Origin of the sequence: Phocaeicola sp. GP0067, assembly GCF_031119655.1 — a bacterium.
Lineage (GTDB): Bacteria > Bacteroidota > Bacteroidia > Bacteroidales > Bacteroidaceae > Phocaeicola > Phocaeicola vulgatus.
On record NZ_JAVHZY010000002.1, the window covers coordinates 244,830 to 263,464 of the forward strand.

The window sequence follows — 18,635 nt, forward strand, 5'->3', positions numbered from 1 at the left end:
CTTAACAAAGTAAGTTTATCATGTTATCCGTATATACACGTGCACAAATAGCCATCGCCGTACTGCATGACCTTTCTTCTAGCAAAGTTCTGCAACCGGTCAAATTCCTCCTTCAAAACGAAGAATGGAAAGATTTACTTAATAAGCTGGAAAAAGTACAACTCATCCGCCTTTTACCAAACAAAGAAACAAGAATCCTTTTCTCATATGAATTTAGTCGCCCATTATTGCAAATATCCCTATTGAACGTACTTCAAGCCATAAATATAGCCACTTATCGTTATACATCCGTTTCGAGGAATTACCATACACTGGTATGGCTACTCAAACACAAGGCAAAGAAAGGAGGTGCAAAATGAGAATATCCCCGACATTATATATCCTTTACCTTTTTGTTTTCTTGTTAGTTGCCTGTAACCGACGCGAACTGACTTATTCGCCCGAAGCAACAATAACAATCAGTGCCGATTGGAGTCAGTCAGGACTGAATGAAAAAGAGCAGGATTATGGTGCTACCGCCATATTCTACCCTACCGATGGCAGCACTCCTTTTGTAGCACTGATGGGTGACCGTACATACAAGACCCTATGCTTGAAAGAAGGATGTTACAATGTCGTCCTTTTCAACCGTTCATTCGATGATTTTGGTAACCTCTGTTTCAGAGGAGAAGAAAACTACCAGACGCTAGAAGCCTATGTAAAGAAGATGGAAATAAGGAACGAATCATCCTCTGAAAGAATTATTATGGAAAGTCCTGACGAACTTGCCGCTGATTATATCGAAGGCTTTGAAGTGACTTCTGATATGCCGGAAAACTATTCATCAGCCATCACCCAACAAAGTAACCGAAATTCCACCAGGAACGAAAATAGTTGTCACTTACGCTTCACCCCCAAAAAACTGACTCAAAAAATAACGGTTAAAATCCGTATCAAAGGAATGAACAACATACGAAAAGCTACCTGCACATTAGACGGCATTGCAGAATCCATATTTCTCGTTTCGAGACAAAATTCGGAAAAGACAGTAACACAAGTGCTACGCTTAAGCAATCCCATTTATGATTCCGGCTCGGTAACAGAAGGAACGCTGAGCACTACTATTAGTGTGTTCGGCTTCGATGTAGAGATTCCACACAACCTACATCTGAAAGCAAAGTTAGTAGACGGGAAGACCATATTTGAAGAAAGTTTTAACGATTTGGCAATAAGACGGTTGGATGAAGAAGACGGAACTATGAGCGTTTTTATTGACATGGCATGTGAAAAGACCGTGCCGAATGTAAAAACAGAAGGTAGCTCAGGATTTGACGCTGATGTAGATAAATGGAACGATGAAGTGAACAGCGATATAGATATATGACAGATATGGGTAGTTATAATATTAATTTTAAAAAAAGTAGAAAATGGAAGTGAAAAGTTTATTGATGGTGATGGCAACACTGACTATAGCTGGTTGCTCACAGAATGAAATGACAGAAATGAATCCGGATACGAACCGGACAATCGGGTTGGACGTATATACGGAAGTACAGACCAGAGGAACGGAAACTACAACGTCCACATTGAAAGCAAATGCCGGTTTCGGTATTTTTGCCTATCAGACAAGCAGTGCGGGATGGAATAGTGAAAAAGGAAACACAACACCTAATTTCATGTACAATGAACATGCTACATGGACTTCTGATAGTTGGGGATATACTAATTTACGTTTTTGGCCAATAGATGATAAGAAAATAACATTCTTTGCTTATGCGCCTTATGAATCCAAACCGGAAGTTGGAACAGACCAAAAAATAACCTTATCAGGACAGAATGCCAAAGGCGCTCCGACAATCACCTTTGAGGTAAAGACTTCTAATAACTGGAAAGATATGATAGATTTGGTAACAGACTGCCATACTGCCATACAAGACCAAACTAATGAAAGTAATAAGGGGACGGTTCAGTTCAAGTTTAGTCACGTACTTACCCAAATAGCCAATATCAAGGTGAAGCCAGATGTGAACTTAGGTACTGATACCAAAATTTTTGTAACGGGATTAAAGTTAGATCCAGGAAGTACAACACTTTACAACAAGGCTGTTTATAAATTCGATAACGACACTTGGGAAGCCATATCTCCTGACGCATCTTATTTTTCAACAGAACAAGACCTGAGTGATTTTTTAAATAAAACAACCACCGACCAATGGGGATATAATAAAAGTTCTATCAATGTAAGTGATGACCAGAATGCAACCGCGTTATTCTCAGATACAGAAGCTCTTTACTTTATTCCGGTAAATAACAAAAACGGTACCACCAACGCAGGTGACTTAAAACTGAAAATCAATTATGACATCGTAACCAAAGTGACCGACACAAGTAATCTGACAAGTACCATAACAAACAAAGAAGTTTCACTACCGAAAAATACGTTCAAGAAAGGAACGAAACATACCTACGTATTGACTATCAAGATGAATGCCATTAAGATTACGGTGGAGGATAATATGGAAGGTTGGACTGATGATAGCGACTCTGATATTAATGTAGAGAAATAATTTCCTTTTGCAGCCAAAACATGATACATACTGGCTATGGAAAGAAAACAGACCGGACAGGGTTGAATGTTTCTTCCCTGTCACTACGGTTAAAAAAGCACGGACGTACAATAAAATAGAAAAAGAAGCATGAATCGAAAAACAGAAAGCATAAGGGTGAAACAATTGTATGGCATTTTCCTTGCTGCAACTTTGTTATTGGGAGCTTGTACCCAGGAAGAAGGTACGAACGAATTTCCCCAAGAAAATATCCCTATCAGCTTTTCAGGAAACGTTCCGGTAATGAGATCTGTTAAAGAGTATACCACAACAAGTGATCTTGAAACTATCGGTGTGTTTGCCTACTTCACACACGGAAATTTCAATGAAGATGCCGCAACACCGAATTTCATGTATAACCAGCTTGTTGGTAAACAAACAGACGGCACATGGTCTTATAGTCCGGTCAAGTTCTGGCCGGATAATTCAACAACAGATAAAATCAGTTTCTTTGCTTATGCTCCTTATATAAATGAAACAGCAAGTAGCAACTTTTTCGTTCAAGACAAAGAGAGTTCAAATGGATTTCCGATGTTGAGTTATACCGTTCCCACAGCCGAAAACAAACAGATAGATTTTCTCGCTGCAACTCCGGTAATGAATCAAAACAATGGCAATGTAAGTTTTAAACTGCGCCATACACTAACCAAGATCAATGTTTATGTAAAAAGTAATGATGATACGGAGGGAAAGTCCGTAACCTTTTTCTCCATTACGGGAATAAAAAGCGGAATACTGACCTATCATACTCCTACGACTGATAGCGACAAAGGCTGGCTGTGGGCATTTCCATCACCTGACAAGAAAGAAACTTTTACCGCTGACATAACCAATTTCCCTGTACCGAATACTATTGCGGAAGAAAAGAAATTGTTAGCTACTTTTTTCCTGCTTCCTGCCGGAAAAGGAAGTCAGTTCAGCATCACTTATCAATATGCGGCAAAAGACGGAAATAATAATGCCATTACTCAAGCTATCCGCATAGAAAATCAATCTTTACCTTCTACTGACACTTGGAATCCGGGAGCTTCTGTAAGTTATACCATCGGTATCTCAAGAAAAACTATTTCCGTGATGTCAGAAAATGATATCGCATCATGGGAAGGAGGCACGGATTCTGAAACGGTAAATGGAACAGAAGAGAAACAAATAACGAATTAATGGGACAAATAAAAATCAGCCTTGTACTAAGGTGCTAATTTTAAACAAGATAATAACAAAGAAAAATGAAATCTTTCACCGGCATAATCTTTTGGAGCATCCTCTTGATTTGTAGTGCATGCACCGACGAAAATGAAACAAATAATGGAAAAAGAACGGACTGCTACAATGGAACTCCTCTCACTGTTCGAGCAACAGCAACCGGGTTTGAAAACGTTCCCGGTTCCGAAAAGCCTTCCACACGTGCTTCTGTGACAGATGAACATCTTAAAACAGAATTTGTAGACGGTGATTCTATTGGTATATTCTCCATAAAAGATGGCACAATAGTAGATGACATTAACAATATCCCATTGGTTTATAACCTGTCAAATGATAGTTGGAGTCCGGTTGAAAACAGCAAGACACTCTATTGGTATGATGGAGCGAGTTACATCGCATACTATCCATATAGGAAGAATATCACACTAGATGTTTCAAAGGATACAGATGAAGCTATTGCTTCGTTGACCAGGAATGAGAAACTGCAACCTTCGAAAGACCAATCCACAAAAGAAAAGCATACTGTGAGCGACCTGCTGATTGCTACCGGCGTACCTACTACCGGCAATTCTTCCGGAATAATCCTGAACCTGCAGTTTAAACACCAATTTACATTGCTTGTGCTGCAACCACAAGCATACATAGGTTGTTTTGCACCCGAAAATGCAGGTTTTGTTTACCACAAAGAATCAAGAATTTTAGGAACAGACTCAGCAGCTATCAATGTGAACTTGAATGGCATTACTCCATATCAGATCGATTCTGTAAAATTCTGCGCCATTGTCCCATCACAAAAAAATGCCAGAATTACCGGAAGCTATGTAACCGCCGACGGCAGAAATAATACGAATACAAAGATAAACTATTCGGGCAGTTCCATCACTTTTGCTTCTGGGAAATGCTATACTCTGAAAGTAATCAGCCCTGTACCCGGCAAAGGAAGCACAGAAAGAAAACTTTATCCCGGAGATTTTGTCTTTCAGAATGAAACCGAAAAACGAATAGAGATACATCCCGGAGACGGCATGCTGGAAGAAAACGGGAAAATATATGATTATCAGAATGCTATTGGAATGGTCATTACTTGCGATTCTAAAAAAATGACAGATGTAAAATGCAATGAAAACGGTTGGAATCATGCTTATGTAATGGGGTTTGAAAATTTAGGGACCGGTCGTTGGGGGGGAATGGAACGAATCGAAGAAGGGATTACTCCAATGACAAAAGATGATGAAATTGAGAAGAATATGAACGGTTATTCTGAAACAGAACAAATGTTGAAGAATTATACTGCTAATGTACAGGGTAGTTACAGTGCTTTTGAATCAATAAGAAAATATAGAGACAGTAACAAAATTCCTGATGGACTTAATCGCAGTCCATGGTTCGTACCGAGTATCGGACAATGGTTTGATATGCTGGTGAATATTTGTGGAAAATCTCCAAGAGATTTTCGAAATGAAACCAGTAACGGCCTAAACGACACAGGATGGGGACAAGAAACACTGGATAAATTGACTATACAGTTATCTAAAGTAGGTAATTCGTTACCGCAGTTTAGTGATACCTACAGACTTGGCTTCAGTTGCAGTTCCCAATATGATAAAGACAGATGCTGGATGTTACTTTGGCACATTGATGATCCTGAATATCCTAATTGGGATAGAGTCTGTTTGCAAGGATATGATAAAAAAGCTTATTGGAATGTACGTCCGTTTTTTGCTTTTTAATTATTTATCGTCTTGAAACAGTCTTGTTTCGGAGCAGTAGAAACTTAGTGGAGATTTTTTTCATGCGGTTGTTTGTGATACCCTGTATAAACACTCGTCATTTTTTAGGGATGGTTTGTATGACAGACCAAAATAAGTCTGCCAAAGGGAATTACACCCATTGCGGGAGATGATCAGAGGACGTTTCTTTCATGTTCCTGCAAAGTTTTTGATACATATGCGTAACTTTATAATCAGATTCATCCTTAAAAGATCTTATCCATATCTCTAAACCTTTCCTGCCCTATGGTTAAGGGTTTTCTTCCTGTTTGTTTTATCTCCGCAAGCCTTTGGAGTTAACTCCATAGCCTTGGGAGATAACTCCAAAGCTTATGGAAACAACTCCAAAGGCTATGGAGATAGAATACATCCGTATAAAAAGGCTTAATCAGGGAAGAGAAAAGGCTTATGCAACAGGAACGAATGTGATATGTTGTTATTACGGCAGCAGAAAGATCGAACCGTTTAAAAATTCATGTCAACTCTTTTCACACGCAGGAGGTATATACTGAATCTAAAGAAAGATATGAACAGGAAAATAAGAAGTAGGCCCCGTTAAATTTCTTCCCCCCTTTATCTTATAAATTGAACCACATAGTTCCATTAAATAAAAATCCCCTTCAACCGTAACTGAAGGGGATTTCACTATATAATAAAGTATTATTAATAGCTTCCTCGCATATTCGAAGCACTACATTTCACTGTAGAAACAAGTTCTTTGTCATTTTCTCCCTTTGCAGTCACCTTAACTACAATAGTATCACTCTTAGGTACTACTTTATTGAAAGTTTCGTAAAATTTCATATCATTAAAAGGCATATGGAAACTAATCAAAGCACCTCCTGTCTGATAAGCATCATCAGCCCCTTTGGTCTGTCGAAGTCTTGTCACCAATGTATCCTCCTTGGCTTCTACAGCATATAAATGGAAATCATTCATGTTCAGCTGTTCTTTAGTTTTAAAGGTAAAAGGTACGTTGACATATCCATTTATAGCCCATATCTTATTATTAGAATCCTCCAATGACACTAGTGCATACTCATTTTTCAATGTATCAGCCTGAACATTAAAATCTTTATAATTCAAAATAGCTATTAGGCCAACTTCACTTACCTTATAAGACTTTTTCCCCTCTGTAATCGCTTCTCCTTCCATCAGTTTGATCCCTACCTGCACACGCTTGTAATAACTGCCATCAGATGCCTTAAGACCGGCCAATACACTTGAAGCCACTGGAGTATAAGTATATCCCCATGCATCTCCTTTCAGGACAGGTCCACCAAAAATACTACCATCTTCCACAGTAACGATCTCATAAAGATCATAATTGGGGCCGCTATCACCATCATTCAAACAAGAACTAAAAGTAAACACCGATACTAACCCAGCAAATATTGCTGCCAATTTCATTTTTTTCATTTTCTTCTTTATAATTATTAGGGTTTGCAAAATTAAATAAAAGAATCGGTTTCCAAGAAAGAAACTTAATTCTTTTTATTGTTTTAATGATTAAATGAAAAATTGGCTTAAATACTGCGTCGCCACTTGTCTTTTAACATTATTTTTTATTCATGTTTCATCCTCTGATAAGACTTGCTTTATCTTTTGTTTTAACTATTTTTTTCACCGAAATTCACTTGTAGCCTATCCGCCATTAACCCATTAATAAAAATTAATACATAAAAGAACAAGCAGTTGGGCTATAGTACCACTTTATTTCCTATCTTTGAAACAAAACAACTTAATAACAATAAAACCTAAGATATTACATGATACCTATACATTATTTTTGCCGATAAGATCAATTTCCATTCCTACCGATTCGGTAAAATGAACTATTTATGAACGCTGTATTCTTCAACGAATACATCCAAACAAGCCCTAGATTTATGACCGATTTCACCCCGTGGACACTCTTTGTCGATACAGGCATCATCTCAGTACTGCTACTGCTCGGCAAACTCATGAGAGTAAAAATAAGATTCATCCAAAGGCTGTTCATCCCCCCCAGCCTGTTGGCCGGGTTTATAGGACTGTCCTTGGGACCTCACGGTTTCGGCATCATACCTCTTTCCACCCAAACAGGAACTTATGCCGGCATATTGATAGCCTTCATTTTCGGCGCTCTCCCCCTCATCTCACAAAAGGCAGCCAAAAGAGATGCAGACAATATAGGCAGCATGTGGGCATATTCACAGGCAGGAATGTTGTTGCAATGGGCTTTTGGAGGACTGTTGGGATTGCTTGTCCTGAACCGGATATGGCCCTTGAACCCTGCCTTCGGCATCACTATGCCAAGCGGCTATTGCGGCGGGCACGGTACAGCAGCAGCCATCGGACAGGCTTTCAGCCAGTTCGGATATGACGAAATTCTAACTTTGGCCATGACTGCCGCCACCTTCGGTATCGTAGCGGCAGTCATTATCGGACTGATCATCATAAAATGGGGGACAAAGAAAGGGCACACCTCCTTCCTCGCCAATTACGATGACCTTCCTCACGAATTACAGACAGGCCTGTTGCCCGGCGACAAACGGGAAAGCATGGGTGAAAGTTCTTGCTCTTCCATCTCCATTGACCCGCTGACCTTCAATCTTATCATCGTAGCAGTGATAGCATTAGGCGGATACTGCATCAGCAAAACAGTATCCCACTTTATGCCGGGGTTTGAACTGCCGGTATTCAGTTGTGCATTTGTGGTAGGTATATTCATCAAAAAGATATTCGACAAAACAAGAACCAGTGATTATGTCTGCCCGCAAACCATAGGCCACATCAGCGGAGCCTTTACCGATTTTCTGGTAGCTTTTGGAATTGCTTCCATTAAAATATCTGTTGTAATAGAGTACATCATACCCTTATTAATTCTGTTAGTTTCAGGATTAATCGCAACCCTGATTTATGTTCTGGTCATGGCCCGCAAACTAATGAAAGAATGTTGGTTCGAGAAAGCTATCTTCACATGGGGATGGTTTACAGGAACTATGGCTATGGGCATCGCATTGCTCCGCGTTGCAGACCCCAAAATGCGCAGCCGATGCCTGGATAACTATGCACTGGCTTACTTGTTCATCGCCCCGGTAGAGATTTCTCTGATAACTTTCGCTCCGGTAGCTTTCTTGAACGGTTACGGGCTGGTGTTTACGGGAATCTGCCTGGCGGCAGGACTTGCCGTACTGGCAACCGCTTATATCAAAGGTTGGTTTATCAGGAAACAATAAATGGAATGACACCGGAATAACAAGACAAAAAAAGTAAGTTAACTTGCTTGACCAAGCAACATAGGTTCGTCAGACAACGAACGTATCTTACTTAACTATTGAAGCCAACTTACTTTTTTTATATCAAAACGCATGAGCTTATACCCGACAAAGTACGCAAAAGTCCTTGTCATACAATCTCCGCAAACTCCTCAATATGATTGTCCACATATTCTGCAATCCGGGCAGTTACCGACTCTTCCATATCCATGAACTGCTCTTCCAACTCATCAAAGGCCTCGTATTGCTCATACATTGCCATAAATTCCTCATCATCCCTGTCCTTTTCCAAATCAGCACGGTTCTCATCATATATTTTCTTCGCGCTATAAATCAATTTGGCAAATTCTTTCGCTCCAAACTGCCGCATTGCTTTTGCAAAAGGATTATCAAAGATATAAGGTCCAAAACCATTCTGTATCAATTGTACAAAACCACCTTCATTTATTTCTTCACGCAAGAAATGATACCCCAACAATGAATGCTGGTAACCATTGAGCAAAGGCATTGTTTCCGCATTGACAACACCTCCTGTCACCTCCAGGTATTTATCTATAAACACCTTCAAGAAACCATCCATGCCCTCTTCCGCACCTCGGCGCAAAGCTTCGTCCGTAATTGCTATTTTATTTGCTTCCATTCCTATCATTATAATATAGGTACAAAGATAGAAATTTCATCGGAAAGAAAAAACATTTTGGCAACTCTAGTTTGCAAAATGCTGTCCTGCAATAAATTTATTTTATTTAAAGATAAAAAGTGACGGGCAACAAGTTGCAGAAAAGAATAAAACGACTAACTTTGTAGGCGAAAAGAATAACCAATCTTTTCACGTGGTTACGAATATTTATTTTATTACCAAAAAACGTAAAGAATATGACTTATTCACACGAAGTAGAACACATGTGTGTTGTGAAGAAAGGTCCCAATCACGGACCGGCTCCTATTCCTGAAGAAGGAAAGTGGGTAAAATCAAAAGAAATTAAAGACATCTCTGGTTTGACACACGGTATTGGCTGGTGTGCTCCTCAGCAGGGTGCTTGTAAACTAACCCTTAACGTAAAAGAAGGTATCATCCAGGAAGCATTGGTAGAAACTATCGGTTGCTCAGGTATGACTCACTCGGCTGCCATGGCTGCTGAAATCCTTCCGGGAAAGACTGTATTGGAAGCATTGAACACCGACTTGGTTTGTGACGCTATCAACACAGCAATGCGCGAACTATTCCTTCAAATCGTTTACGGACGTACTCAGTCAGCTTTCTCGGAAGGCGGTCTGATTATCGGTGCCGGTCTGGAAGACTTGGGTAAAGGTCTTCGCAGCCAGGTAGGTACTTTGTATGGTACTTTGGCTAAAGGTCCCCGTTACCTTGAAATGGCTGAAGGTTACATCAAGAACGTATTCCTGGATAAGAACGATGAAATCTGCGGTTACGAATTCGTTCACATGGGTAAGTTCATGGACGAAATCAAGAAGGGTACTGATGCTAACGAAGCGTTGAAGAAAGTTACAGGTACTTACGGACGTGTAACTGAAGAACAGGGAGCTGTTAAGAAAATTGATCCACGTCACGAATAATTATAAGGAGGAAAGAATATGATTAGAGAAGTAAAATTCGAAAGCCAAGACCGTCGTATCAAACAGATCATTGCTGCTTTGAACGAAAACGGCATCAAAGACATCGAAGAAGCTAACGCAATCTGCGAAGCTGCCGGACTTGATCCTTATAAAACTTGTGAAGAAACTCAGCCTATCTGTTTCGAAAATGCCAAGTGGGCTTACGTAGTAGGTTCTGCCATTGCATTGAAGAAAGGTTGCAAAAACGCTGCCGAAGCTGCCGAAGCTATCGGTATCGGTCTGCAGGCATTCTGTATTCCGGGTTCTGTAGCCGACGACCGTAAAGTAGGTATCGGTCACGGTAACCTGGCTGCTATGTTGCTGCGCGAAGAAACTAAATGTTTCGCATTCCTGGCAGGTCACGAATCATTCGCTGCTGCCGAAGGTGCTATCAAAATCGCCGCAAAAGCAGACAAAGTACGTAAAGAACCTCTGCGTTGTATCTTGAACGGTTTGGGCAAAGACGCTGCACAGATCATCTCTCGTATCAACGGATTTACATACGTTCAGACTGAATTCGATTATTTCACAGGTGAACTGAAAGTAGTTCGTGAAATCGCTTATTCTGACGGTCCTCGTGCAAAAGTAAAATGCTACGGAGCCGATGATGTTCGCGAAGGTGTAGCTATCATGTGGAAAGAAGGTGTAGACGTATCTATCACCGGTAACTCTACTAACCCGACTCGTTTCCAACATCCGGTTGCAGGTACTTACAAGAAAGAACGTGTTCTTGCAGGTAAGCCTTATTTCTCAGTTGCATCAGGTGGTGGTACAGGTCGTACTCTTCACCCGGACAACATGGCTGCCGGTCCTGCTTCTTACGGTATGACGGACACTATGGGTCGTATGCACTCAGACGCTCAGTTCGCTGGTTCTTCATCAGTTCCTGCTCACGTAGAAATGATGGGATTCCTAGGTATCGGTAACAACCCGATGGTAGGTTGTACGGTAGCTTGCGCAGTTGACGTTGCTACTGCTTTGAGCAAGTAATATAATACATTGCTAATATATAAATCCCTGTAACCATTGCAGTTATAGGGATTTTTATTTCCAGTAATTTCATTCGTTTAACTGATGACCCACCCCCTCCTATTTTTCAATATCAATCAAAAGTATTGCAAATAATTGTCTAAAATTACGGAATGAAATTGGTTCTTTAAATCATAAATCGGTTATACAATTAAGAGTTGGTTTAGGATAAAAGGAGGTCAAAACGAAGATTATTTATATGCAATCTGGCATTTTTGAAAATTTAAAAACAAGCAAAATTCAACAACCTGTTTTATCCTGCATATACTCAAAGAACGATTATCATAATATAAAATTGACGAGCAAGAAAAACTAGATCAAATCCCTGTATCTTAAATATTATCAAAAAAAGGAAGGCTGTTTTCACGCCCTCCTGTCTGTCCGCACAATTATATAATCCCGTATTTGCAGTATCTCACAGAAGGTAGAGTTAGCTGATGCCTAACATGATAGCCCCTTTACCTAGTTGTTTTCGGTCTGTTCGAACTAATATACATTTTAATATCAGACTTCCCCTGCCAAATTCACATCAAAAACGAGGTTTTACAAATTTGTCATCTGGAGATGTAAAAGACAACCCCGGAACAGAACGGCGGATATCTTTATAGGCATGTTCTTTAATCAGTGAATAATCTGTAGCATCCAAAGCATAGTAATAATCATCTTTATCTGTCGATAACTTTACAGTCCAGTCAAACATATTTCCAAAGATGGTCAACTCATCTTTTGCCGGATCGAAACCGGGGAGAGCTGATTTCACCAAACTTCCATCACTATTGATAATATAAAAATGATGCTTGCTATCTACCATATACCCCAAAGTCCGACGGCTACGGAATTCAGTAATAAACACATATTCCGGCAAGACTCCTTCAGGCAACTGAATAGCTTTCACATACGGACGTCCTTTGGTGCACTTCAGATGGAACAATTTGTGGTTGGCATCTAAAACCAGATATCCCTCATCATAGTCTTTACGAGTAGTTGGATTGCCCGAAGCATAGCATGCAGGAAAAGCAAACCCTTTCTGAACCAGCATATCCGTAAACAATTTGCTTTTCGCCTCATCGATACAATTCGTTTCCATACGAATAAATTCTATACCTTTATCGGTAAAACGGAATGCATCTTCGGGCATTTTCAAATCCACCCGTTTGGACATGGACTCCATCAGAAAATAGAGTCCTGTCTGGGGAGCATTGATGGCTGACGGCACACTCTTGAAAGTAAAGTTTGTCAATTGAATATCTTTCGGACTAACTGCCTTACCACAAATGGTATCAGGGAAACGTTCGTCCGCCGTAAGCTGGCGCACATAGAGAGAAGGCAACAAACTGTCTACCTGCTGTTGTGTATATGTATTGCCTTTCGTATCATAGCGGTGAAGTTGCTTATTCTCATCTAGTTGTGTAATAACAAAATCACCAAGTACGGAACTATACATAGTAAAAGGAGTTTTGACAGGCTTCAGTGTGAGAAAAGCATAACACCAAGGCAACTGCCATACAAGCAGGACAGCTACGGTAATATAAAAAAATATTTTGCTGAATCGAATCATGTTTGTTTGATTTTTTAATAATAAACATTCAATTAGTCTTGCTTACCGGCCTTGAACCGTACCACAGAAATCCACGAAAGAGAAGCGGCAAGCAACGTATAAAGTGTCAGACAGGGCAAGAAACTATTATATGCCTCCGCTCCCGGAGCCAGAAAGTAGACACGGAAAATCAATGCCGCAATAATCAGATTCAAAACCCTGCGCTTCCATGTGGGTTCCAGGCAAATCCATGAAACAAGCAGATAACCGGCAAATCCGGCAAAAAACCATGGAGCCGCAGATAATAAAACACGCTGCACCAACTCACTTGTAAAATGTTGTGGCAGATAAACTCCCATCATAATAAAACTCATAGCAAAACAGGTCACCAGTGCAAGTACGCCATAGGCCAACATTGACATGATCATTTTCTTCTGTGAATAAGGCAAATGCAAAGTAAGCTTCAAACACTTACGTTGCATCTCGGGGAAAAACTGTACGGCAGCAAGCAAGATACCGATAAGTAAAGGGACAAATTGCAACAAATCAATAAATATAGCATCCTTCTGGACCATCACTACCCATAAATGATCGATTCCCTGTATGGCAATGGTACGGCCAATACGAAGCATGGAATATCCTGTGATCCCTATCATAAAAAGAGTTGCCAGCAACCAATACCAACGCGTTTTTATCCACTCTTTATAAAATATGGCTTGTATCATATTTCTTCTATTTAGTTTACATATTAATACTTTCCGGTAAGACCGATAAAGGCATCTTCCAGACTTACATTTTCGTGCTGCAAACCAGTAAAGGGAACTTGACTTTCCTTCAACAGTTTCTCCACATCCACGGGAGGCAAAAAGGAGTACGTTTCCAAGGTTTGACGAATGACAGCCGGATGATAGCAAGTTGCCGGCAACTGAGGCTGATAACCCTCGGGCACAGTACAAGTATATCTTCTCAGCTCTTTCATCAACGTTTCAATAGGCTGTTGAATAAGGATAGAGCCATAATCCATAATAATACAATCATCAATCAACCGCTCCATATCCTGAATAATATGGGAAGTCAGGAAAACAGTCTTGTTCTCGGAACGGGCATAATCACGTAAATAATCCACAAAAAGACGGCGATAGCCCGGATCAAGTCCTAAAGAGAAATCATCCAGAATCAACAACTCCGGATTTTGTGCCAGGATCAGTCCCAATGCCACTTGCGAACGCTGTCCGTTCGACATTCTTGAGATACGTTGCCCCGGAGCTACCTTCAATTTATTCATCAAGTCATAATAAGCCTCCTTTTTCCATTGTCCCGGATAAAAAGAAGCATAAAACTTTTCTATTTGTGTGATATTCATAAACTGATATTGAACATGACCTTCCAGCAATAAACCGATATTCCTGCGTAAAGCAGGATTCATGGTCTGAATGTTCTCACCAAAGATGCGACATTCGCCTGAACGCGGCTGAAGATAACCGCTCAATATATTAATGGTTGTCGTTTTCCCTGTACCATTTTTACCCAACAACCCCAAGATACGCCCTTGAGGAACTTCAAAACTCAAGTTCTCATAAATCTTGCGTTGACCGTAATAATGGGTCAGGTTCTTACATTCTATAATTGCACTCATGCTTTATAAATCATTTTTCGTTTGCTATTAGAAACACGCCAGGAAAAGAATAGGAATCAAGATACCGGCCACCAACTCGATTCCTCCTCTGCCCCACAATCCTTTAGGACCTTTTATCATCACTATACCGCTGACAGTGATAATAATCAGACAGACAGCAAAAGCATCGGCAAACCAAGTCCACCACTTACCCGGATTGAAATGGAGTTGTACCATGGAAGAGATCAGCGGACGGCGCTTCACCCCCTCGTAGACAGCATCTTTTGTCCGGGTGTTAATCACCAGACTTGAGCCTCCTTTCAGAAAAACCTTAATCAGATCCGGTTCCGGGTAATAATATTTAGTAAAATTTCCGGCTTCGCCCAGCGGTTCCAACAAAGTCAAAATCATCTTCTCATTAACTTTGCTCTTGTCCGACAGATCCTCTGTTATTTTATATTCCGTTCGTGTAACTGTATAATGGGGATTTATGCTATCCCTATGGTTCATCACGATACCCGAAATAGCATAAATCAAAATCATTCCCGCAAAGAAGAAAGACAGATCACGATGGATGATCCGGCTCCACTTGCGGAATGCAGTACCTTTATTCTGCGATTTCATAAGAACTGGCTTCCATATAGTAGAATGACAGATAATCTTTTCCGGTAGCAGCTTTTCTTTCTGCTATCTTTGCGCGAAAGTCCGCAATACGGGCTTCAGGGGTGCTGGCTGTTTCACCGCGTGCTTTTTTTTCCGAATCACACCCGGCAGCAGTTTCTCCATGAGATTTTTCAGTCTGTGCTTTCAGTTTAGCCTCCCAGTTTTGCAAGTAAGCTTCATCTACCCGCTGTTCCTTTAACGTTCCGGTCACTGTGACAATAGCGTTGATGCATTTGGTATCAAACGAGCCCAAAGGTCCGGCTTCCACACGAATCGTTTTGGTATCATCACTACCCATCAGGAATATTTTTGTAGCTCCGTGCTTGCAGGTATGTGTGCAGATTCCTTCGATAGTCACCTCCTTGTTGGCCAGTGAATCGGCATGCACCAGCAGATTATCGATGCTCAATGCCGCCGGAGCCGCCTGCTCCGTTTTTTCAGACTGGCTCTGTTTGTTACTGTTTCCACAAGAAGTAGTAGTTACTAAAGCTGCCATTAAGGTTGCAGCGACCATAAACTTAATTTTCATATGCTAACTGTTTTTATTTTTTAAAAAAAGATGCCCAATGAACAAACGGCATACTGGGCCGTTCCGCATTTTTTATAATATGCCGCCTGCCATTGAACAGACAAAGACAGGTTATATTGTTTCATGATGGGATAATCCCCTTGCAGACGAATCCCCACCATACTATAACTATCAGATAAATAGTCAATATTTGCCAATAAAGTCTGGGCGGACGACTTCGCGGTATTCAATCCCGGTAAAGAATATTCAGCCGATAAATTGGCATAATATCCACCGTTAGCTTCTGCGGTCAATCGTAGCAGCCTCTTCTGATACAGCAAACGGGCACGCAAAGAACTCTCCAAAACAGACAAGTGAACAAACCGGGATACGGCGTTGTAATCCGTTTCCAACCGATGGTAGATTATGTTTGGGACAATTGCTCCTCCCCATACACCTTTATCGGTCAAAAGCTTCTCCCACAAACCACTTACGGCAATCCGACTATTCGTGACCTTCATTCCCGGAGATGTACTAATTAATGCTCCATAGGAGCTTCCGCCCGCCTCTCCGTAAATATTCTCCATTCCTTTACGAACTATATAGCCTGCATCCAGTTTCACAGCAAGGTGTTCTGCCTGCTGAAGTTCCCGCATCCAGGTCACGTTTCCTTTCAAATCAGTCGTATTCAATTCCAGCAAAGTGAGATTATTGGCATTGCTCAATTTCTTGTCCATTGACATACGGTCAATTGAAACTGTGGCCGATATCCCCTTTTCCGTATCAACTGGCAGAATGCCTATGCTTCCTCCCCACCGGATGCCTTGATGCTTCGTCCCGGTCTGGTTTCCGGCGAAACGCACATAATCCATGCCCAATCCCAACATATGGTATACCGAAGTAGAGCCTTTATCTGCAAGGAATGAAATCTCACTTTTCTGCTGATAAAGCCGGAAATCTGCGGAAACTCCCAAACGATATGTCCCCAGACGATATCCTGCTCCCAAAGCAAAAGAGAGATCGGAAGCTGTATTACGTGGACGCGGATCTTTATCCCGATAATTATGAGACGCTCTGTAACCACCGGTGATTCCCCATGTCCAGGAACCTGACTCACTGGCGTAACCTCCATTGAAATAATAAGTTTCTCCCTTCAGGAAACCACCAATGGAATCACCAGTCACGTAAGGAGCGATCAATTTCCAGTCTATATTTTCATTCCATAACACATTCTCCTGCTTCTCACTCCTGTATCCTGCTGAACCGAATACACGATCACGTTCCGAAAGAATAACGAAGGAATTGACATCTACCCCGATACGGGTATCCTTATCACCTTCCTGTTTCAAAGATGCTTTTCCTTTATCATGATAAGCTCCATTTACGTCCAGCCTTGTCCATGTATACGGAGTATAGTAATAATAAAGTGCCGGATTCTGCCATATCTCGCCACGAAATCCAGTCGCAAATGAAGCGGTACGGATTACCTTATCGGACAGGGAGAGTGTGTCGGTAGTCTGCCCGAAGGCTTCCTGCCGACTCTCCACAAATAAAGCAATCAGCAACATAATGATAATTCGGATTAGCATCATGAATAATAAAGATTTATATATCAATAAGACGGATTCAATTATTTGTTAAACAGGCTCGGAGTAGCCGCAGGTGTGAAATCAACGGTAGAGTTATTTGTATCCTGCAATACTTCCCGATCACCATCCTTGTAGGCGGCTTTACGCATTACGCACTTTCCGATGTTTTCTGCAACGGTATTGTTCATACCGATATAAGTATGCCCCATATCCAGCCCGGTAGAGGTTACATTCCACTGCCATTCATTGGAAGCACCTACATTTACAGCATCAATCACCCATTCATTGGGGAACTTATATTTGCTTTGCGGTTTACTGACTGTTCCATTTTGCATAATATACGTATAGTTGTATGCATAGTCTGAAATATACTTTTCTTTAGTCATACTTTTGGGTAATCTGCCAATAGCATAAGCGCGATTTCCCTGTTTATTCAACACCCAGATAGTTTTGGAATAACAATAATAAACATCTAGATTGGGAACAGCCGGATTATCCACATCTTGCTTTGATTCAATATACCACTCAAAATTGGCTTTACTTAAATCTATAGAATTCGGATTAGCCTCTTTATGATTGATCGCATTGTCACAAAGGATAAAGGATTCTCCCGGTTGTACCGGATAATCTGTTCCACTGCCCGGTACTGCTACAACAGAGCCTACCGCAATAGCTTCATCCATGATATCCGGATCTACCGATTGATATTTCTGAGTAGTTTGGAATTGTGATTCCATAAATATCAATCCATCCGCATACAAAACTTTATCCGAGTTATTATAGATACGTATATACTGGTCGCCATTATATTGCTTACCTGCTTCATTATAGGTTCCGGGAATAAATATCTCGGCAATCACAAAATCAGGATCACCTGTATTGAGTACATGAACCTTCAGTTCCAGCTTGTACGACCCTCCAGATACGGCCACATTCTGTTGTACTCCCTGTACATCGACTTCCACCGGAGTTCCATTCTGTGAGTAAGTTCCCTTACCAATGAAAGTTACATTATACAACCCGTCCGCCAGTTCAATACTCTGAGCCGGATAGGTAATGTCTGTCTTGACAGATGTATTTACATTTTCAAAAGTATAGGTTCCACCGGTCAGTTGCAGCCCCTCGATAGTTGTATCTACAGTAGTGGTAATACCTACAGTGGATATGCTCACTTTGTCATCATCACTACATGCGGTAAATCCCAGCATTGTCACAAAAAGGACTAACATTGTCAATTGATTCTTTTTCATCTTCATCTCT

Annotated in this window: 18 protein-coding genes; 9 read left to right on the plus strand and 9 right to left on the minus strand. The window is 40.8% G+C overall.

Annotated features, from left to right (window positions below):
- The first annotated feature begins 20 nt into the window (after positions 1 to 20).
- From RE317_RS02890 to RE317_RS02915, 6 genes are all read left to right on the plus strand, one after another.
- Entirely contained in the window at positions 21 to 359 is a 339-nt protein-coding gene (locus tag RE317_RS02890) for a hypothetical protein (RefSeq protein WP_008670536.1), read from the plus strand.
- The gene (locus RE317_RS02895; RefSeq protein ID WP_008670534.1) at positions 356 to 1,363 is read left to right on the plus strand and encodes a DUF5119 domain-containing protein; all 1,008 of its coding nucleotides are present in this window, start codon (positions 356 to 358) and stop codon (positions 1,361 to 1,363) included. Before RE317_RS02890 ends, RE317_RS02895 begins: the two co-directional genes overlap by 4 nt.
- Positions 1,364 to 1,406: 43 nt before the next feature.
- Positions 1,407 to 2,546, plus strand: coding sequence for a fimbrillin family protein (locus RE317_RS02900; protein ID WP_005847458.1), 1,140 nt, complete (start codon positions 1,407 to 1,409; stop codon positions 2,544 to 2,546).
- A 129-nt stretch (positions 2,547 to 2,675) separates the two neighbouring features.
- Positions 2,676 to 3,746 carry a fimbrillin family protein gene (locus tag RE317_RS02905; RefSeq protein WP_008670533.1) on the plus strand — a complete coding sequence of 357 codons (1,071 nt, stop codon included), beginning with the start codon at positions 2,676 to 2,678 and terminating at the stop codon, positions 3,744 to 3,746.
- 65 nt (positions 3,747 to 3,811) lie between these two features.
- A complete protein-coding gene (locus RE317_RS02910; RefSeq protein ID WP_008670530.1) occupies positions 3,812 to 5,518 on the plus strand; it encodes a fimbrillin family protein in 1,707 nt (568 codons plus the stop codon).
- A gap of 349 nt (positions 5,519 to 5,867) precedes the next feature.
- Positions 5,868 to 5,945, plus strand: a complete 78-nt coding sequence (locus tag RE317_RS02915) for a hypothetical protein (RefSeq protein WP_229035905.1) — start codon at positions 5,868 to 5,870, stop codon at positions 5,943 to 5,945.
- Between the two features lie 275 nt (positions 5,946 to 6,220).
- Here RE317_RS02915 and RE317_RS02920 read toward each other — a convergent pair whose 3' ends face one another.
- Positions 6,221 to 6,976, minus strand: coding sequence for a hypothetical protein (locus RE317_RS02920; protein ID WP_008670528.1), 756 nt, complete (start codon positions 6,974 to 6,976; stop codon positions 6,221 to 6,223).
- A gap of 422 nt (positions 6,977 to 7,398) precedes the next feature.
- Between RE317_RS02920 and RE317_RS02925 the strand changes: the two genes are divergently transcribed.
- Positions 7,399 to 8,778: a sodium/glutamate symporter gene (locus tag RE317_RS02925; RefSeq protein ID WP_008670526.1), complete on the plus strand. Its 1,380-nt coding sequence runs from the start codon at positions 7,399 to 7,401 to the stop codon at positions 8,776 to 8,778.
- Between the two features lie 169 nt (positions 8,779 to 8,947).
- On the opposite strand, the gene RE317_RS02930 is transcribed toward RE317_RS02925, so the two are convergent.
- Positions 8,948 to 9,457 carry a DMP19 family protein gene (locus RE317_RS02930; protein WP_005847451.1) on the minus strand — a complete coding sequence of 170 codons (510 nt, stop codon included), beginning with the start codon at positions 9,455 to 9,457 and terminating at the stop codon, positions 8,948 to 8,950.
- 236 nt (positions 9,458 to 9,693) lie between these two features.
- Between RE317_RS02930 and RE317_RS02935 the strand changes: the two genes are divergently transcribed.
- Entirely contained in the window at positions 9,694 to 10,395 is a 702-nt protein-coding gene (locus tag RE317_RS02935; protein WP_005847450.1) for an iron-sulfur cluster assembly scaffold protein, read from the plus strand.
- A gap of 18 nt (positions 10,396 to 10,413) precedes the next feature.
- Positions 10,414 to 11,424 carry a GGGtGRT protein gene (locus RE317_RS02940; RefSeq protein WP_005847449.1) on the plus strand — a complete coding sequence of 337 codons (1,011 nt, stop codon included), beginning with the start codon at positions 10,414 to 10,416 and terminating at the stop codon, positions 11,422 to 11,424.
- 568 nt (positions 11,425 to 11,992) lie between these two features.
- Here the strand turns inward: RE317_RS02940 and RE317_RS02945 are convergent.
- Genes RE317_RS02945 through RE317_RS02975 form a run of 7 tightly spaced genes read right to left on the minus strand, consistent with a single transcriptional unit; the run spans position 11,993 to position 18,631 of the window.
- Positions 11,993 to 13,021 carry a DUF4857 domain-containing protein gene (locus tag RE317_RS02945; RefSeq protein WP_005847448.1) on the minus strand — a complete coding sequence of 343 codons (1,029 nt, stop codon included), beginning with the start codon at positions 13,019 to 13,021 and terminating at the stop codon, positions 11,993 to 11,995.
- A 32-nt stretch (positions 13,022 to 13,053) separates the two neighbouring features.
- Positions 13,054 to 13,725, minus strand: coding sequence for a hypothetical protein (locus tag RE317_RS02950; protein WP_008670523.1), 672 nt, complete (start codon positions 13,723 to 13,725; stop codon positions 13,054 to 13,056).
- A 23-nt stretch (positions 13,726 to 13,748) separates the two neighbouring features.
- Complete coding sequence (locus tag RE317_RS02955) at positions 13,749 to 14,636, minus strand: ABC transporter ATP-binding protein (RefSeq protein WP_005847446.1); 888 nt, start codon at positions 14,634 to 14,636, stop codon at positions 13,749 to 13,751.
- 27 nt (positions 14,637 to 14,663) lie between these two features.
- Entirely contained in the window at positions 14,664 to 15,239 is a 576-nt protein-coding gene (locus tag RE317_RS02960) for a PepSY-associated TM helix domain-containing protein (protein WP_005847445.1), read from the minus strand.
- A complete protein-coding gene (locus tag RE317_RS02965; RefSeq protein WP_005847444.1) occupies positions 15,223 to 15,807 on the minus strand; it encodes a hypothetical protein in 585 nt (194 codons plus the stop codon). Before RE317_RS02965 ends, RE317_RS02960 begins: the two co-directional genes overlap by 17 nt.
- A gap of 20 nt (positions 15,808 to 15,827) precedes the next feature.
- The gene (locus tag RE317_RS02970; RefSeq protein ID WP_008670521.1) at positions 15,828 to 17,378 is read right to left on the minus strand and encodes a DUF6850 family outer membrane beta-barrel protein; all 1,551 of its coding nucleotides are present in this window, start codon (positions 17,376 to 17,378) and stop codon (positions 15,828 to 15,830) included.
- A 38-nt stretch (positions 17,379 to 17,416) separates the two neighbouring features.
- Positions 17,417 to 18,631: a DUF4876 domain-containing protein gene (locus tag RE317_RS02975; protein ID WP_032939627.1), complete on the minus strand. Its 1,215-nt coding sequence runs from the start codon at positions 18,629 to 18,631 to the stop codon at positions 17,417 to 17,419.
- Positions 18,632 to 18,635: the final 4 nt, after the last annotated feature.

Excerpts from the sequence above, each read along its gene's own strand:
- RE317_RS02925 (WP_008670526.1), top strand. The coding sequence starts at position 7,399 with ATGAACGCTGTATTCTTCAACGAATACATCCAAACAAGCCCTAGATTT.
- RE317_RS02945 (WP_005847448.1), bottom strand. The coding sequence starts at position 13,021 with ATGATTCGATTCAGCAAAATATTTTTTTATATTACCGTAGCTGTCCTG.
- RE317_RS02920 (WP_008670528.1), bottom strand. The coding sequence starts at position 6,976 with ATGAAAAAAATGAAATTGGCAGCAATATTTGCTGGGTTAGTATCGGTG.
- RE317_RS02890 (WP_008670536.1), top strand. The coding sequence starts at position 21 with ATGTTATCCGTATATACACGTGCACAAATAGCCATCGCCGTACTGCAT.
- RE317_RS02905 (WP_008670533.1), top strand. The coding sequence starts at position 2,676 with ATGAATCGAAAAACAGAAAGCATAAGGGTGAAACAATTGTATGGCATT.
- RE317_RS02910 (WP_008670530.1), top strand. The coding sequence starts at position 3,812 with ATGAAATCTTTCACCGGCATAATCTTTTGGAGCATCCTCTTGATTTGT.
- RE317_RS02930 (WP_005847451.1), bottom strand. The coding sequence starts at position 9,457 with ATGGAAGCAAATAAAATAGCAATTACGGACGAAGCTTTGCGCCGAGGT.
- RE317_RS02970 (WP_008670521.1), bottom strand. The coding sequence starts at position 17,378 with ATGATGCTAATCCGAATTATCATTATGTTGCTGATTGCTTTATTTGTG.
- RE317_RS02900 (WP_005847458.1), top strand. The coding sequence starts at position 1,407 with ATGGAAGTGAAAAGTTTATTGATGGTGATGGCAACACTGACTATAGCT.
- RE317_RS02940 (WP_005847449.1), top strand. The coding sequence starts at position 10,414 with ATGATTAGAGAAGTAAAATTCGAAAGCCAAGACCGTCGTATCAAACAG.
- RE317_RS02895 (WP_008670534.1), top strand. The coding sequence starts at position 356 with ATGAGAATATCCCCGACATTATATATCCTTTACCTTTTTGTTTTCTTG.
- RE317_RS02950 (WP_008670523.1), bottom strand. The coding sequence starts at position 13,725 with ATGATACAAGCCATATTTTATAAAGAGTGGATAAAAACGCGTTGGTAT.
- RE317_RS02975 (WP_032939627.1), bottom strand. The coding sequence starts at position 18,631 with ATGAAGATGAAAAAGAATCAATTGACAATGTTAGTCCTTTTTGTGACA.
- RE317_RS02960 (WP_005847445.1), bottom strand. The coding sequence starts at position 15,239 with ATGAAATCGCAGAATAAAGGTACTGCATTCCGCAAGTGGAGCCGGATC.
- RE317_RS02955 (WP_005847446.1), bottom strand. The coding sequence starts at position 14,636 with ATGAGTGCAATTATAGAATGTAAGAACCTGACCCATTATTACGGTCAA.
- RE317_RS02965 (WP_005847444.1), bottom strand. The coding sequence starts at position 15,807 with ATGAAAATTAAGTTTATGGTCGCTGCAACCTTAATGGCAGCTTTAGTA.
- RE317_RS02935 (WP_005847450.1), top strand. The coding sequence starts at position 9,694 with ATGACTTATTCACACGAAGTAGAACACATGTGTGTTGTGAAGAAAGGT.